This is a genomic window from Geobacillus sp. LYN3, assembly GCF_003064505.1.
In the GTDB taxonomy this organism is placed as follows: domain Bacteria; phylum Bacillota; class Bacilli; order Bacillales; family Anoxybacillaceae; genus Parageobacillus_B; species Parageobacillus_B toebii.
Genome location: NZ_QCWL01000001.1, coordinates 2516566 through 2532362, shown reverse-complemented (window position 1 = coordinate 2532362; position 15797 = coordinate 2516566). Strand labels below are relative to the sequence as shown.

Annotated in this window: 16 protein-coding genes; 15 read left to right on the top strand and 1 reads right to left on the bottom strand. The window is 42.7% G+C overall.

Going from position 1 to position 15797, the window contains the following annotated elements:
* The first annotated feature begins 20 nt into the window (after positions 1-20).
* The 12 genes from spoIIP (at position 21) to deoC (ending at position 13674) form a co-directional block, all read left to right on the top strand.
* Entirely contained in the window at positions 21-1220 is a 1200-nt protein-coding gene (spoIIP, locus tag DCC82_RS13300) for a stage II sporulation protein P (RefSeq protein WP_015864553.1), read from the top strand.
* A gap of 14 nt (positions 1221-1234) precedes the next feature.
* Positions 1235-1564 carry a YqxA family protein gene (locus tag DCC82_RS13295; RefSeq protein ID WP_015864552.1) on the top strand — a complete coding sequence of 110 codons (330 nt, stop codon included), beginning with the start codon at positions 1235-1237 and terminating at the stop codon, positions 1562-1564.
* Between the two features lie 208 nt (positions 1565-1772).
* A complete protein-coding gene (gene lepA / locus DCC82_RS13290; RefSeq protein ID WP_097354761.1) occupies positions 1773-3605 on the top strand; it encodes a translation elongation factor 4 in 1833 nt (610 codons plus the stop codon).
* Positions 3606-3679: 74 nt separating this feature from the next.
* Complete coding sequence (gene hemW, locus DCC82_RS13285) at positions 3680-4828, top strand: radical SAM family heme chaperone HemW (protein WP_097354760.1); 1149 nt, start codon at positions 3680-3682, stop codon at positions 4826-4828.
* Between the two features lie 76 nt (positions 4829-4904).
* Positions 4905-5939 carry a heat-inducible transcriptional repressor HrcA gene (hrcA, locus tag DCC82_RS13280; RefSeq protein ID WP_015864549.1) on the top strand — a complete coding sequence of 345 codons (1035 nt, stop codon included), beginning with the start codon at positions 4905-4907 and terminating at the stop codon, positions 5937-5939.
* Between the two features lie 98 nt (positions 5940-6037).
* Positions 6038-6664, top strand: a complete 627-nt coding sequence (grpE, locus tag DCC82_RS13275) for a nucleotide exchange factor GrpE (protein ID WP_062677202.1) — start codon at positions 6038-6040, stop codon at positions 6662-6664.
* A gap of 21 nt (positions 6665-6685) precedes the next feature.
* Positions 6686-8515 carry a molecular chaperone DnaK gene (gene dnaK / locus DCC82_RS13270; RefSeq protein WP_097354759.1) on the top strand — a complete coding sequence of 610 codons (1830 nt, stop codon included), beginning with the start codon at positions 6686-6688 and terminating at the stop codon, positions 8513-8515.
* A 142-nt stretch (positions 8516-8657) separates the two neighbouring features.
* Positions 8658-9800, top strand: coding sequence for a molecular chaperone DnaJ (gene dnaJ, locus DCC82_RS13265; RefSeq protein ID WP_097354758.1), 1143 nt, complete (start codon positions 8658-8660; stop codon positions 9798-9800).
* 5 nt (positions 9801-9805) lie between these two features.
* Positions 9806-10744 carry a 50S ribosomal protein L11 methyltransferase gene (prmA, locus tag DCC82_RS13260; RefSeq protein ID WP_041269945.1) on the top strand — a complete coding sequence of 313 codons (939 nt, stop codon included), beginning with the start codon at positions 9806-9808 and terminating at the stop codon, positions 10742-10744.
* A 15-nt stretch (positions 10745-10759) separates the two neighbouring features.
* On the top strand, positions 10760-11509 hold the full coding sequence (locus tag DCC82_RS13255) for a 16S rRNA (uracil(1498)-N(3))-methyltransferase (RefSeq protein ID WP_015864544.1): 750 nt from the start codon (positions 10760-10762) through the stop codon (positions 11507-11509).
* An 11-nt stretch (positions 11510-11520) separates the two neighbouring features.
* Positions 11521-12876 carry a tRNA (N(6)-L-threonylcarbamoyladenosine(37)-C(2))-methylthiotransferase MtaB gene (mtaB, locus tag DCC82_RS13250; RefSeq protein WP_015864543.1) on the top strand — a complete coding sequence of 452 codons (1356 nt, stop codon included), beginning with the start codon at positions 11521-11523 and terminating at the stop codon, positions 12874-12876.
* A 126-nt stretch (positions 12877-13002) separates the two neighbouring features.
* On the top strand, positions 13003-13674 hold the full coding sequence (gene deoC / locus DCC82_RS13245; protein WP_097354757.1) for a deoxyribose-phosphate aldolase: 672 nt from the start codon (positions 13003-13005) through the stop codon (positions 13672-13674).
* On the opposite strand, the gene DCC82_RS13240 is transcribed toward deoC, so the two are convergent.
* Complete coding sequence (locus DCC82_RS13240; RefSeq protein ID WP_097354756.1) at positions 13671-14603, bottom strand: Na/Pi symporter; 933 nt, start codon at positions 14601-14603, stop codon at positions 13671-13673. The two genes, deoC and DCC82_RS13240, sit on opposite strands and share 4 nt — an antisense overlap.
* Before the next feature lie 153 nt (positions 14604-14756).
* Between DCC82_RS13240 and rpsU the strand changes: the two genes are divergently transcribed.
* The 3 genes from rpsU to yqfC all read left to right on the top strand — a co-directional run bounded on the left by rpsU (position 14757) and on the right by yqfC (position 15796).
* Positions 14757-14930, top strand: a complete 174-nt coding sequence (gene rpsU / locus DCC82_RS13235; protein WP_015864540.1) for a 30S ribosomal protein S21 — start codon at positions 14757-14759, stop codon at positions 14928-14930.
* A gap of 14 nt (positions 14931-14944) precedes the next feature.
* Positions 14945-15394 (top strand): GatB/YqeY domain-containing protein, encoded by a 450-nt coding sequence (locus DCC82_RS13230; protein ID WP_015864539.1) that lies wholly within the window; start codon positions 14945-14947, stop codon positions 15392-15394.
* Between the two features lie 117 nt (positions 15395-15511).
* Positions 15512-15796 (top strand): sporulation protein YqfC, encoded by a 285-nt coding sequence (gene yqfC, locus DCC82_RS13225; protein ID WP_015864538.1) that lies wholly within the window; start codon positions 15512-15514, stop codon positions 15794-15796.
* The last annotated feature ends 1 nt before the right edge of the window (position 15797 follow it).

The following is a 15797-nucleotide window of genomic DNA, read 5'->3' as shown; positions in this document are numbered from 1 at the left end:
AGCTGGGAAAGGGTGAGAACATGAAAAAGTGGCGTTCTCCGCAAATGATGGTTACGGTACAAGGTGCGAGTCTAAAAAAAGTGATTATTTTAGCGGTATTAGGATGTATGATGATGTTTATGCTAGTAGGAGCGATTACGTCATTAAAACCGGAATACCGCATTTCTTCTTCCTCTGTCAACAATATGACGAACCATTTTTCACAAGAAACGTTTATTCATTTATTTAGTTTTGAAAATCATTATTTTTCGCAACTGTTGCCAAAGGAGCGGCAAAAGCCGAATTATTCAGCATTATTGTTTCGCATGGCCACAAGCATCAACCCCGACGACCCGCGCAGTTTGCTTGGCGGCGAGCTCCCGGGATTTGCGCTGTATGACAGCAAAATTATCGTAGCAGGGGAAGGGACGGATTATACAAACATGCCGTACGAATCTGCTCCGCCGCTGGAGGTAATGCTAGCAGAACGGCAAGCTTCTTTAGAGAACTTGGAAGAAGCAGACAAAAAGAATAATGAAAAACAAATTCCTCCACCGTCCCAAACGACAGGAGGAAAAAAAGTTGTATATATTTATCATACACATACACGTGAATCGTACTTGCCTGCCTTAAAAGGAGTTACAGATCCTGATTTAGCGTTCCATCGTACGGTAAACGTCACAAAAGTGGGGGAAAAACTAGCGGAAGAGATGGAAAAACGAGGAATTGGAGCGGAAGTAAGCACCATTGATATTGTAGGAGAGCTGCAGAAAAAAGGCATGAAATATTACCAAGCGTACGATATGTCTAGAAAAACAGTTGTCGAAGCAATGAGCCGCAATCATGATTTGCAATATTTGATCGATATTCACCGTGATTCACGAAGACGGAAATATACGACCGTTACGATTAATGGAGTGGATTATGCCCGCGTTGCGTTTATTATCGGAGGGGAAAACGCGAAGTACGAAAAAAATTTGCAGCTTGCCACACAGCTCCACCATTTGCTGCAAAAGAAATATCCTGGGCTGAGCCGCGGGATTATCGAAAAAAAAGGAGCGGAAACGAACGGAAAGTTTAATCAAGATTTATCGGAAAATGCGATTTTAATTGAGTTTGGTGGAGTCGACAATACGTTTGAAGAGCTATTCCGGTCTGTATCTGCTGTTGCCGATGTTTTTAGCGAATATTATTGGCAAGCGCAAAAAGTTCAAGCACCCGCACCGGCAGAAAAACGGTAAAGGAGCGGAGTGGTATGGTTAAATTTACGGTTAAATTTTTTTTAGCGGTGATGATTCTTTTTTTTGGAGTGTTGCTCGGCATGGAGCAGGCAAATGAAGGATTGCAAAAGATGAGAGGATATGATGATTCATCGCTGCCTTCTGTATTTCATATTTCAAAAGGCAAAAACGGAGAAGTAGAAGCATCCGTATTAGGAAACAAAGTGATGGCGGAAGATTTGCAAGAAAAGAAAGAAAAAATTGAAAATATGAAAACATTCAATCTGTTTTCCGAGCTTGGCAAACAATTTGCCGGAGCGGTAAGATCATTGATGGAACAGGTGCTTTCCTTTTTCGAAAAATGATAGGAAAACAGCGTGTTATCGGCATGTTTCTATGTGATCAAAAATAAATAGAAAGATGGCGTGAGAACATTGGCGGAATAGTACAAATTTTCGCCAATGTTTTTTCTTTATCATCATGAAAGTTTGCAAAACTATGTCATTGAATCTTGCTTGTTGTGTTGCTATAATCAAAGCTAGTGTAGTTTCGGGAAATAGTGGGAGTGAGAAAATGATGAATCGGGAAGAGAGATTAAAACGACGCGATCGAGTTCGCAACTTTTCCATTATCGCTCATATAGATCATGGAAAATCGACGTTAGCAGACCGCATTTTAGAAAAAACCGGAGCGCTTTCGGAGCGGGAAATGAGAGAACAAACGCTAGATTCGATGGAATTGGAACGGGAGCGCGGAATTACGATTAAGCTGAACGCTGTTCAGTTAAAGTATAAAGCAAAAAATGGCGAAGAATATATTTTTCATTTAATCGATACACCTGGGCATGTCGATTTTACGTACGAGGTGTCGCGGAGCCTTGCCGCTTGCGAAGGGGCGATTCTTGTCGTCGACGCAGCACAAGGAATTGAGGCACAGACGCTGGCAAACGTTTATTTAGCGTTGGATAATAACTTGGAAATTTTGCCGGTTATTAATAAAATTGACTTGCCAAGTGCCGATCCGGAACGCGTTCGTCAAGAAATTGAAGAGGTAATCGGGCTTGACGCATCGGAAGCAGTACTTGCCTCTGCGAAGGTCGGCATTGGCATCGAAGAGATTTTGGAACAAATCGTTGAGAAAATTCCAGCACCGTCGGGTGATCCGGATGCGCCGTTAAAAGCGCTTATTTTTGATTCGATGTACGATTCGTATCGCGGTGTAGTTGCATATATTCGCGTGATGGATGGAACAGTAAAGCCTGGGCAAAAAATTAAAATGATGTCGACAGGCAAAGAATTTGAAGTGGCAGAAGTCGGTGTGTTTACACCGAAACCGAAGCTGGTCGATGAATTAACGGTGGGCGATGTCGGCTTTTTAACTGCGTCCATTAAAAATGTGAGCGATACGCGCGTCGGTGATACGATTACCGATGCGGAAAATCCGGCAGCAGAACCGCTGCCAGGATACCGTAAGCTAAATCCGATGGTATTTTGCGGCATGTATCCGATTGATACGGCACGTTATAACGATTTGCGCGAAGCGTTAGAAAAATTGCAATTGAACGATGCTGCTTTGCACTTTGAACCGGAAACATCGCAAGCGCTTGGGTTCGGCTTCCGATGCGGCTTTTTAGGATTATTGCATATGGAAATTATTCAAGAGCGCATTGAACGCGAATTTAACATTGATTTAATCACAACAGCGCCAAGCGTTGTATATAAAGTATATTTAACGGATGGTACGGAAGTCCAGGTGGACAATCCGTCCAATATGCCGGATCCACAAAAAATCGATCATGTCGAGGAGCCGTATGTAAAAGCAACCATTATGGTGCCGAACGATTATGTCGGGCCAGTGATGGAGCTATGCCAAGGAAAACGCGGCAACTTTGTTGATATGCAATATTTAGATGAAAAACGAGTAACATTAATTTATGAAATTCCATTGTCGGAAATTGTGTACGATTTCTTTGATACACTAAAATCAAGCACAAAAGGATACGCATCGTTTGACTATGAACTGATTGGTTATAAACCGTCGAAACTCGTGAAAATGGATATTCTTCTTAACGGTGAAAAAATTGATGCGCTTTCTTTCATTGTTCATCGTGATTCTGCTTATGAACGTGGGAAAGTGATTGTAGAAAAATTGAAAGATGTAATCCCTCGGCAACAGTTTGAAGTGCCTGTGCAAGCAGCAATCGGCAATAAAATTATCGCTCGCTCCACGATTAAAGCGTTGCGCAAAAACGTCTTGGCGAAATGTTACGGTGGAGACGTATCACGGAAACGAAAGCTTCTTGAGAAACAAAAAGAAGGAAAGAAACGAATGAAGCAAATCGGCTCGGTGGAAGTTCCACAGGAAGCGTTTATGGCGATCTTAAAAATCGACGATAATAAAAAGTAAGGAAGATCGTATACAAGGCTGTCTCTTCGCTTTTTTGGGATAGCCTTGTTTATTTTTAAGAAAGGATGTTTATCTTGGTAAAATCAGCTTATTTCCATATTCCGTTTTGTGCGCAAATATGTTATTACTGCGATTTTAATAAAGTATTTTTTCATGGACAGCCAGTCGATGAATATTTAGAAGCAATGGAAAATGAAATGAAATGGACGGTGGAAGCATTTCCAACGGATCGGCTTGATACGTTGTTTGTTGGCGGGGGAACCCCGACTGTTTTAGAAATGAAGCAGCTCGACTTTTTCCTGCAAAACATTTATAAGCATTTCCGCTTTTCTATTCATGAAGTAGAGTTTACGTTTGAGGCAAATCCGAATGAGCTTTCCAAAGAAAAACTACAGTTGTTAAAAGAAGCAGGGGTCAATCGCTTAAGTTTCGGTGTTCAAACGTTTGATGATTCATTATTAAAAGCAATTGGACGGACTCATCGTTATGAGGATGTCATGAAAACGATTGCCTTAGCAAAAGAAATCGGCTTTGAAAATATTAGCATTGATTTAATGTACGGGCTGCCGCAACAGACGTTAGCACAGTTCCAAGCGGATTTAGAGATCGCCTTTTCTCTTGACATTCAACATATTTCTGCTTATTCTCTCATCATTGAACCGAAAACCATTTTTTACAATTTGATGAGAAAAGGAAAACTGCTATTACCAACAGAGGAAGAAGAAGCGCAAATGTATGAAGAAGCGATGCGGCAAATGGAAATACACGGGTACCACCAATATGAAATTAGTAATTACGCGCGTCCTTTCTTTGAAAGCCGCCATAACTTAACGTATTGGAACAATGAAGAATATTATGGAATTGGTGCGGGCGCTCACAGCTACGTAGGCGGCGTTCGGCGTGCGAATATCAAACCGATCAATAAATATATTGAGACAGTTCAAGAAACAGGTTTCCCGTATTTGGAAGTTCACCATGTAACGGTATCGGAACAAATGGAAGAAGAAATGTTTTTGGGGCTAAGGAAAACGGAAGGAGTATCTAAGCAGCGCTTTCTTGAAAAGTTTGGGATGAGCGTCCATGATGTATTTGGCCGAGCGATCGCTGCGGAAAAACAAAAAGGGCTGCTCGAAGAAACACAAACACATATTCGATTGACTCATCGGGGGAAATTGCTAGGAAACGAGGTGTTTCAAGCGTTTATCGCGGAATCTAAACATTGACATTAGCATATGGATTTGATACTGTAATAATAGATTTAGCACTCGGGCTGTTTGAGTGCTAACAGAGGTGATGAGCGTGTTAACGGATCGCCAATTGCTTATTTTACAAGTCATTATCGATGATTTTATTCGTTCGGGACAGCCTGTCGGTTCGCGGACGTTATCGAAAAAACATGAAATTGCTTTAAGTTCGGCGACAATCCGCAACGAAATGGCTGATTTGGAAGAACTTGGATACATTGAAAAAACGCATGTTTCATCAGGCAGGGTACCGTCGGAAAAAGGCTATCGTTATTATGTCGATCATTTGTTGTCCCCGCAACGTTTGACACAGGAAGATATTCAAAAAATCAAATCTATTTTTGCTGAGCGAATTTATGAACTGGAGAAAGTGGTCCAAAAATCAGCGCAAATTTTATCTGATTTAACGAATTATACATCGATTGCCCTTGGGCCAGCTGTGAAAGAGAATAAGTTAAAACGAATTCAAATTATTCCGCTCAATCAACAAACAGCTGTAGCCATTATTGTTACAGATACAGGACATGTGGAAAACCATGTGATTACCGTTCCTGCTTCCGTAAACCCTTCTGACCTCGAAAAAATGGTCAATATTTTAAACGAACGGTTAATCGGGGTTCCGCTTGTAGATTTGAAAGATAAAATTTATAAAGAAGTGGCGGACGTTTTGCGAACGCATATTCATAACTATGACAGCATGTTGAAAACCATTGTAGATACGCTTGACATACCGCAAGAAGAAAAAATGTTCTTTGCCGGGACAACGAATATGTTAAACCAGCCTGAATTTAGCGATATTCAAAAAGTCCGTTCACTAATGAAAATGATTGAGCAGGAAAAAGATTTTTACCGGTTGTTGCGCAAACATAATCGAAAAGGAATTCAAGTAACGATCGGCCGGGAAAATCAATTAAGCGGAATGGAAAACTGCAGCCTCATTACCGCTACGTATTCGATTGGCAATGAACAGCTGGGGACGATCGCCATCCTTGGACCGACACGAATGGAATATTCACGCGTCATTACCATTTTAAATCGTGTTGCTTCTGACTTATCAACCGCATTGACAAAATGGTATCAAAACAATTAACAATGGTCATATTGGATAATGGATGGATTTGCACAATCCATCCTTTCCATGTGACTATTTATACATAGAATAGGCCGCTTTAAAGGGAGGTGAAACCGATGGAAAAAGAGCAGAAAGCAGCACAAGAACAGGCTACATACGAACAGGAACCGTTAAATACGGAACCGCAAGAGGAAAAAGTAGAGCAACATGAAGTAAATGAACATCAAGAGGAAATCGAAATAGAAGGGCAAGAAAAAGCACAAGAAGAGCAAAACGATGAATTGGCAGCGGCAAACGCAAAAATTGCGGAACTAGAAGCGAAAATAAAAGAAATGGAGAACCGCTATCTTCGTTTATACGCCGATTTTGAAAATTTCCGCCGTCGTACAAAAGTGGAAATGGAAGCAGCTGAAAAATATCGCGCCCAAAGCTTGGTTAGCGATCTTTTGCCTGCTTTGGACAACTTTGAGCGTGCGTTAAAGATAGAGGCTGATAACGAACAAGCAAAATCGATTCTGCAAGGAATGGAAATGGTGTATCGCTCCGTGTTGGATGCGCTGAAAAAAGAAGGAGTAGAAGCGATCGAAGCGGTTGGCAAACCGTTTGATCCGAACTTGCATCAAGCCGTGATGCAAGTAGAAGACAGCAATTATGAGCCGAATACAGTTGTGGAAGAATTTCAGAAAGGTTATAAACTGAAAGATCGTGTCATTCGTCCAGCAATGGTGAAAGTAAGCCAATAAAGTAGTAGGAGGGTGATGTTTATGAGTAAAATTATCGGTATTGACTTAGGTACAACCAACTCATGCGTCGCTGTGCTAGAAGGCGGCGAACCAAAAGTAATTCCAAACCCAGAAGGAAACCGAACCACTCCTTCTGTTGTGGCGTTTAAAAACGGCGAACGTTTAGTCGGAGAAGTCGCCAAACGTCAGGCAATTACCAACCCAAACACCATCATTTCGATTAAACGCCATATGGGAACGGATTATAAGGTAGAAATTGAAGGGAAAAAATATACACCACAAGAAATTTCGGCAATTATTCTACAATACTTAAAATCATATGCAGAAGACTATTTAGGCGAACCAGTGACAAGAGCGGTAATTACCGTTCCGGCGTACTTTAACGATGCGCAACGCCAAGCGACAAAAGACGCAGGGCGCATCGCTGGATTGGAAGTAGAACGGATTATTAACGAGCCGACAGCAGCGGCGCTTGCGTACGGTTTGGATAAAGAAGAAGATCAAACGATCCTCGTTTACGACTTAGGCGGCGGTACGTTTGACGTATCGATCCTTGAACTTGGCGACGGGGTATTTGAAGTAAAAGCGACTGCCGGCGACAACCATCTTGGCGGCGACGATTTTGACCAAGTCATCATCGATTACTTAGTAGAGCAATTCAAACAAGAACACGGCATCGATTTATCCAAAGACAAAATGGCGTTGCAACGCCTTAAAGATGCTGCGGAAAAAGCGAAAAAAGAACTTTCCGGCGTAACGCAAACGCAAATTTCATTGCCGTTCATTAGCGCAAATGAAACGGGGCCATTACACTTAGAAACGACATTAACAAGAGCGAAATTTGAAGAGCTATCCGCCCATCTAGTTGAACGGACAATGGGACCGGTACGTCAAGCGTTGCAAGATGCGGGATTGACGCCTGCGGATATCGATAAAGTGATCCTTGTCGGCGGTTCGACGCGCATTCCAGCGGTACAAGAAGCGATTAAACGCGAGCTTGGAAAAGAGCCGCATAAAGGCGTTAACCCAGACGAAGTGGTAGCGATCGGCGCGGCGATTCAAGGCGGTGTCATTGCCGGTGAAGTAAAAGACGTCGTTCTTCTTGACGTAACGCCGCTATCGCTTGGAATTGAAACAATGGGTGGCGTGTTTACAAAATTAATTGAACGCAACACAACGATTCCAACAAGTAAATCACAAATTTTCACTACGGCAGCCGATAACCAAACAACGGTTGACATTCATGTGCTGCAAGGCGAACGTCCGATGGCTGCTGACAACAAAACGCTCGGCCGTTTCCAATTAACAGATATCCCACCTGCACCACGCGGCGTACCGCAAATCGAAGTAACGTTTGACATCGACGCCAACGGTATTGTCCATGTTCGCGCGAAAGATTTGGGCACAAACAAAGAACAATCCATTACGATTAAATCTTCATCCGGTCTTTCGGAAGAAGAGATTCAACGAATGATTAAAGAAGCAGAAGAAAACGCGGAAGCGGACAGAAAACGTAAAGAAGCGGCCGAACTTCGCAACGAAGCCGACCAATTAGTATTCACGACCGAAAAAACATTAAAAGAGGTAGAAGGAAAAGTAGACGAAGCAGAAGTGAAAAAAGCGCAAGAAGCAAAAGACGCGTTAAAAGCTGCGCTTGAGAAAAACGACATCGATGACATTCGCAAAAAGAAAGAAGCGCTTCAAGAAATCGTACAGCAGCTTTCCATCAAGCTATACGAACAAGCGGCAAAACAAGCACAAGCTCAGCAGCAGGCAGGAGCCGGCGGCGCTGAGAAAAAAGACGAAAATGTTGTCGATGCAGAATTCGAAGAAGTAAAAGACGACAAATAATAAATCTAAAAAAGTCAAAGTCAGGCCTGTCTTGGCTTTGACTTTTTTGCTAATAAGGAGATGCCGGTTAAATCTATTGCAATAAAAAAGAGATAAATGTAAAATAACCCTTATGTGAGTGAATCGGGAGTGGATGATCATCATGGCGAAACGAGATTATTACGAAATTCTCGGAGTGAGCAAAAACGCGACAAAAGAAGAGATTAAAAAAGCGTACCGAAAACTTTCGAAAAAGTATCATCCAGATATTAACAAAGAACCAGATGCGGCAGAAAAATTCAAAGAAATTAAAGAAGCGTATGAAGTATTAAGCGATGATCAAAAACGTGCGCATTACGATCAGTTTGGGCATGCGGATCCAAATCAAGGGTTCGGCGGGTTCCGCAGCGATGATTTTGACTTTGGCGGTTTCAGCGGCTTCGGTGGTTTCGAGGATATTTTCAGCACCTTTTTTGGCGGCGGCCGCCGGCGCGATCCAAATGCGCCAAGAGCTGGTGCCGATTTACAATATACGATGACATTAACATTTGAAGAGGCGGCATTTGGAAAAGAAACGGATATTGAAATTCCACGGGAAGAAACGTGTGACACATGCCATGGCACGGGAGCAAAACCGGGAACGAAAAAAGAAACATGTTCATATTGTCATGGAACAGGTCAAATCAGCACAGAGCAGTCCACACCGTTTGGCCGCATCGTTAATCGCCGCACATGCCCATATTGCGGCGGGACAGGGCAATATATCAAAGAAAAATGCACAACATGCGGCGGGACTGGCCGCGTGAAAAAACGGAAGAAAATCCATGTCAAAATCCCAGCTGGAATTGATGATGGACAACAATTGCGGGTCGCTGGCCAAGGAGAACCGGGAATTAACGGCGGACCTCCGGGAGATTTATATATCGTTTTCCATGTGGAGCCACATGAGTTTTTTGAGCGTGATGGCGATGATATTTACTGTGAAATACCGCTTACATTTGCTCAGGCTGCGCTCGGTGATGAGATCGAAGTGCCGACGCTTCATGGCAAAGTGAAGCTGAAAATACCAGCAGGCACTCAAACAGGAACAAAATTCCGCTTAAAAGGGAAAGGGGTGCCGAATGTACGAGGCTATGGCTATGGCGACCAACATGTGATTGTCCGCGTTGTGACGCCGACAAAACTGACAGAAAAACAAAAGCAATTATTGCGCGAATTTGATCAATTAGGCGGTTCAAGCATGCATCAAGGACCATACGTCCGCTTTTTTGACAAGGTAAAAAAAGCGTTTAAAGGGGAATCATGAATTTTATGAAATGGTCAGAAATTAGTATCCATACGACGCACGAGGCAGTGGAGGCGATTTCGAATATTTTGCACGAAGCAGGTGCTGGCGGGGTAGTCATTGAAGACCCTAATGATTTAATAAAGGAACGAGATGCTTCTTTCGGCGAAGTTTATGAATTAAATCCAGACGATTATCCGGAAGAAGGAGTAATTATTAAAGCATATTTACCGGTTAATAGCTTTCTTGGTGAAACAGTTGAGGCGATTAAACAGGCGATCAATAATTTATTATTGTATGATATTGATATTGGAAAAAATAAAATCACCATTAGCGAAGTGAATGAGGAAGAATGGGCAACCGCTTGGAAAAAATATTATAATCCTGTCAAAATATCAGAGAAATTTACGATCGTTCCAACATGGGAAACATATGAACCGGTGTCAAGCGATGAGTTAATTATTGAGCTGGACCCAGGCATGGCGTTTGGCACAGGAACACATCCAACGACAGTGATGTGTATCCAAGCGCTTGAAAAATATATGAAACCTGGTGATACAGTCATTGATGTCGGCACAGGTTCGGGAATTTTAAGCATTGCTGCGGCGATGCTCGGAGCAAAATCCGTCCGTGCACTTGATTTAGATCCGGTTGCTGTCGATAGCGCGAGACTAAATGTAAAATTAAATAAAGTGCAGCATATTGTTACCGTTTCTCAAAATAATTTACTCGATCATATTGAGGAACAAGCGAACGTAATTGTTGCGAATATTTTAGCAGAAATTATATTGCGCTTTGTCGATGATGCGTATCGTCTTCTTGAAAAGAACGGATATTTTATCACCTCGGGAATTATTCAGGCGAAAAAGCAAGAGGTAAAAGAAGGGTTAATGAAAGCAGGGTTTGCTATTGAGGAAACGTTAGTGATGGAAGACTGGATTGCATTTATTGCAAGAAAAGCATGAAAAGAAGGTGTCGCTTTGCAACGGTATTTTGTTTCGGACGACCAAGTGAAAAACGACCGTCTTATTATTCAAGGGGATGATTATCATCATATTGTCCGTGTCATGCGTATGGAAAAAGGAAGCGAATTGATCTGTGTTCTTCCTAGCAATAAGGCAGTATTGTGCAAAATTGAACAAATTACCAATGAGCATGTGATCGTTCGTGTAGTAAAATGGATAGATGAACAAACAGAACTGCCGATTCAAATTTATATTGCTCACGGGCTGCCGAAAGGGGATAAACTGGAGTTTGTTATTCAGAAAGGAACGGAGCTTGGCGCTTCATCGTTTATCCCTTTTGTGGCGGCTCGCTCTATTGTTAAATGGGACGCAAAGAAAGCAAATAAAAAGCTGGAGCGTTGGAAAAAGATTGCAAAAGAAGCGGCGGAACAATCACATCGTGGAAAAATTCCTGATGTGCACGCGCCGATGACGATACACGAACTTATAGAATTTGCAAAGACGGTCGATTACCGGGTTTTTGCTTATGAGGAAGAAGCGAAGCAAGGAAACCATCAAACGCTCGCTGCTGTTTTTCAGCAAATGAAGCGCGGACATTCTCTTCTTGCCGTGTTTGGCCCGGAAGGAGGATTTTCCGATGAAGAAGTTGAGCTATTTAAACATCATGGCTTTTTTTCGTGTAGCCTTGGGCCGCGGATTTTACGGACAGAAACGGCGCCGCTTTATCTTTTGGCAGTTGCTTCGTATCAATTTGAACTACAGTGAGGTGAAAACGAATGCCAACAGTTGCATTTCATACGCTTGGATGTAAAGTAAACCATTATGAGACAGAAGCAATTTGGCAGTTGTTTAAAAAAGCCGGTTACGAACGTAAGGATTTTGACAGCCGTGCGGATGTATATGTTATCAATACATGTACAGTGACGAACACAGGCGATAAAAAAAGCCGGCAAGTCATTCGCCGCGCGATTCGAAGAAATCCAGACGCCGTTGTTTGTGTAACAGGATGTTACGCTCAAACATCCCCGGCGGAAGTGATGGCAATTCCGGGTGTGGACATTGTGATCGGTACGCAAGATCGTGGAAAAATTTTGGAATATATCGAACGGTTCCAACGCGAACGCCAGCCGATTAACGGGGTCAGCAACATTATGAAAACGCGCGTATTTGAAGAAATGGACGTTCCGGAATTTACGGATAGAACACGTGCATCGTTAAAAATTCAAGAAGGCTGCAATAACTTCTGTACATTTTGCATCATTCCATGGGCGCGCGGGTTAATGCGTTCCCGTGATCCGAAAGAAGTTATTCGCCAGGCACAGCAGCTAGTCGATGCCGGTTATAAAGAAATTGTGTTAACGGGCATTCATACAGGCGGTTACGGCACCGATTTGAAAGACTATAGCTTCGCCGCGCTGCTCCGCGATTTGGATGAGCAAGTTGTCGGTTTAAAACGGCTCCGCATTTCGTCCATTGAAGCAAGCCAAATTACAGACGAAATTATCGAGGTGTTGCAACGTTCAGATAAAATTGTCCGTCATTTGCATATTCCGCTTCAATCCGGTTCGAATACGGTGTTAAAACGGATGCGCCGCAAATATACAGTCGAATTTTTTGCAGAGCGGCTTCAACGTTTGCGCGAAGTCTTCCCGGAACTTGCGATCACATCAGACGTGATCGTTGGTTTTCCTGGCGAGACGGAAGAAGAATTTATGGAAACATACCATTTTATTCGCGAACAACGTTTTTCCGAACTTCATGTCTTCCCGTATTCAAAACGGACAGGCACACCGGCAGCGCGTATGCCAAACCAAGTGGATGAAGAAGTAAAAAATGAACGCGTACACCGTTTAATTGCATTGTCCGACCAGCTTGCAAAAGAATATGCATCGCAGTTTGAAGGACAAGTGCTCGAAGTCATTCCGGAAGAACGAGATAAAGAAAACCCTGAAAGCGGGTTGTACATCGGGTATACGGACAACTATCTGAAAGTGAAATTCCCGGCTACGGAAGAAATGGTTGGGGAAATCGTAAAAGTGAAAATTACAAAAGCCGGATATCCGTATAATGAAGGGGAATTTGTCCGCGTTGTTACCGATGACATCCCACAATCCGTAAAATTAAGCTCATAACCCAGCTCGTGCAGCTGGGTTTTTGTTTACAATAAGAAAATTGTGTAAACTAGTTTTTTTGTTAAAATAATGGTATGATGATAGATGTCAGACTTCTATGCTGCTAATGAAAGGAGATTTGTTAAAATGGAAAATAACATTGCAAAAATGATTGATCATACGTTATTGAAAGCGGATGCAACAAAAGCGCAAATTGTGAAGCTATGCGAGGAGGCAAAACAATACGGGTTTGCTTCTGTTTGTGTCAATCCGACATGGGTGGCAACCGCTGCTGAACTATTAAAAGGCACGGACGTGAAAGTATGTACGGTGATCGGCTTCCCGCTCGGAGCGAACACACCGGAAACGAAAGCATTTGAAACAAAAAATGCAATTGAAAACGGGGCGGCGGAAGTCGATATCGTTATCAATGTCGGCGCGCTTAAAGATGGAAATGACGACCTTGTCGAACGCGATATTCGCGCCGTCGTCGATGTGGCAAAAGGGAAAGCGCTTGTGAAAGTGATTATTGAGGCGTGTCTGCTTACCGAAGAAGAAAAAGTGCGCGCTTGCCAGCTCGCCGTTAAAGCAGGTGCGGATTATGTGAAAACATCGACTGGATTTTCAACAGGTGGTGCTACGCCGGAAGATGTCGCACTTATGAGGAAAACGGTCGGACCAAACATCGGTGTGAAAGCTTCCGGCGGCGTCCGTGATATACAAAGCGCAGAGGCGATGATTCAAGCGGGAGCGACGCGCATTGGGACAAGCTCCGGCGTATCGATCGTCGAAGGAAAAACGGCAAACTCCAATTATTAAGTATGTTTGCCATGGAAAAATAATATAGCTGACTCTATCCAACGAACAAATGGCAGTGCGGCAACAGAACAAATGACATTAAATAGCACGCTGACATGGGCTAACTGTACGTCCGGAGCAGAGCTAAGCTTTACAGCAGCAAAGGCAAGTGGATCGATCAGGAAATAAAAGATCACGACTCCGATAACATTAAACCATAAGTGAGTATAAGCGGTTAATTTCGCTTCATACGTTGAACCGATGCTTGCCAGAAGACCGGTTACACATGTGCCGATATTCGCGCCAAGCAAAATCGCAATGCCAGCTGGAAGTGTGAGAATATGTTCATTCAGAAATCCCATCGAAATCCCAATTGTTGCTGCGCTTGAATGAATAATGGCTGTAAGGATCATGCCGATCATGATTCCGATGAAAGGAGAATGATTCGTTTTTTGCAGCCATTCGTCAACAATGGGATATGTAGATAGCGGTTTTGCGAGTTGACTAAATCCATTCATGGCAAAAAATAAAGAAGCGAGTCCAACGAAGATCATGCCGATGCTATAAGCAGGTCGGTAATGCCCGAAAAACACGAGAATTGCCCCAATGAAAAGCATCGGAATAACGTTGTCTCCAAGGTCAAGAGTCATAATTTCTGTTGTGATCGTAGAGCCGATGTTGCTCCCTAAAATAATACCGATGGATTGTCGAAATGTAAAATAGCCGGTAGAGACGAGGCCAACTGTAATGACCATCACTGCGGTACTGCTTTGCAACAATGCGGTAATAATCGTTCCGGTAAGAAATCCTTGTAAAGGAGTGTTTGTAAAGCGCAGTAACCATTGTTTCAAGCGGTGACCGGATAAAGCATAAAGCCCTGCTTTCATCATGAACATACCGAGAAGGAAAATGCCGGTATAAACGGAAAACCAAATTATTAGCTGTACCACTTGTCCTTTCCCCCTTTCATCATATGTGTATGGGAAGGAAAGGAAGACGATGACAGTTTTTTTATTGACCTGTTAGGCAGCCATGTATTATAATTGACGAGTACACGCATAGTATAAAATGTAATGGTTGTTGCTCGGAGGGAGGGAAGTAGGATGTCAAAAACAATCGTTCGTAAAAACGAATCCATTGACGACGCTCTTCGTCGCTTCAAACGTGCCGTTTCGAAAACGGGTACATTGCAAGAAGTAAGAAAGCGTGAATTTTATGAAAAGCCAAGCGTCAGACGGAAGAAAAAGTCTGAGGCGGCTAGAAAGCGCAAGTATTAAAAGAGGGTGTATATATGAGTCTTCTTAATCGTTTAAATGACGATATGAAGCAGGCAATGAAAAACAAAGAAAAAGATAAACTCTCCGTTCTTCGGATGTTAAAAGCGGCGTTGCAAAATGAAGCGATTAAACTAGGAAAAAGCGAATTATCAGAAGACGAAGAGCTAACCGTTCTTTCTCGTGAATTAAAACAGCGTAAAGACTCCCTCCAGGAATTTGAAAACGCTGGTCGTGCGGACCTTGTTGAAAAAACAAAGGCAGAAATCGAAATTGTTCAATTATATATGCCGAAACCATTGACAGAGGAAGAACTTCTAGAAATTGTCAAACAGACGATTGCAGAAGTAGGAGCTTCTTCCAAAGCAGATATGGGTAAAGTGATGGGAGCGATCATGCCAAAAGTAAAAGGAAAAGCGGATGGCTCTCTCGTCAATAGGCTTGTTCAACAGCAACTTTCACAATAATGACAAACGGGTGTTCCGATTCAATCGGGCACCCGTTGTTTTTGCCGTTTGGGAACAACAAGTGGTGCTAGAACCCCCTTTCTTCTCATACATATGAGATGAAAGGGGGTTCTTTTTATGGTGAAAAAATGGCGACAGCATATGAGAAGATGGCTTACAGATAAATTGGAGCTTCCCGCCGACATAGTGATGGACCTTCCCCGAATTACGATGGTTGGGCAAATACATATTTATATCGAAAATCATCGTGGTTTACTGACGTTTAGTGATAAAGAACTGCGCCTGCTCTTAGAGCAAGGGCAGCTTCTTGTTCGCGGTGAAAATTTTGTTATTAAGATGATTTTGCCAGAAGAAATTTTACTCGAAGGAAAAATAAACCAAGTGATTTATATAGATGAATAAC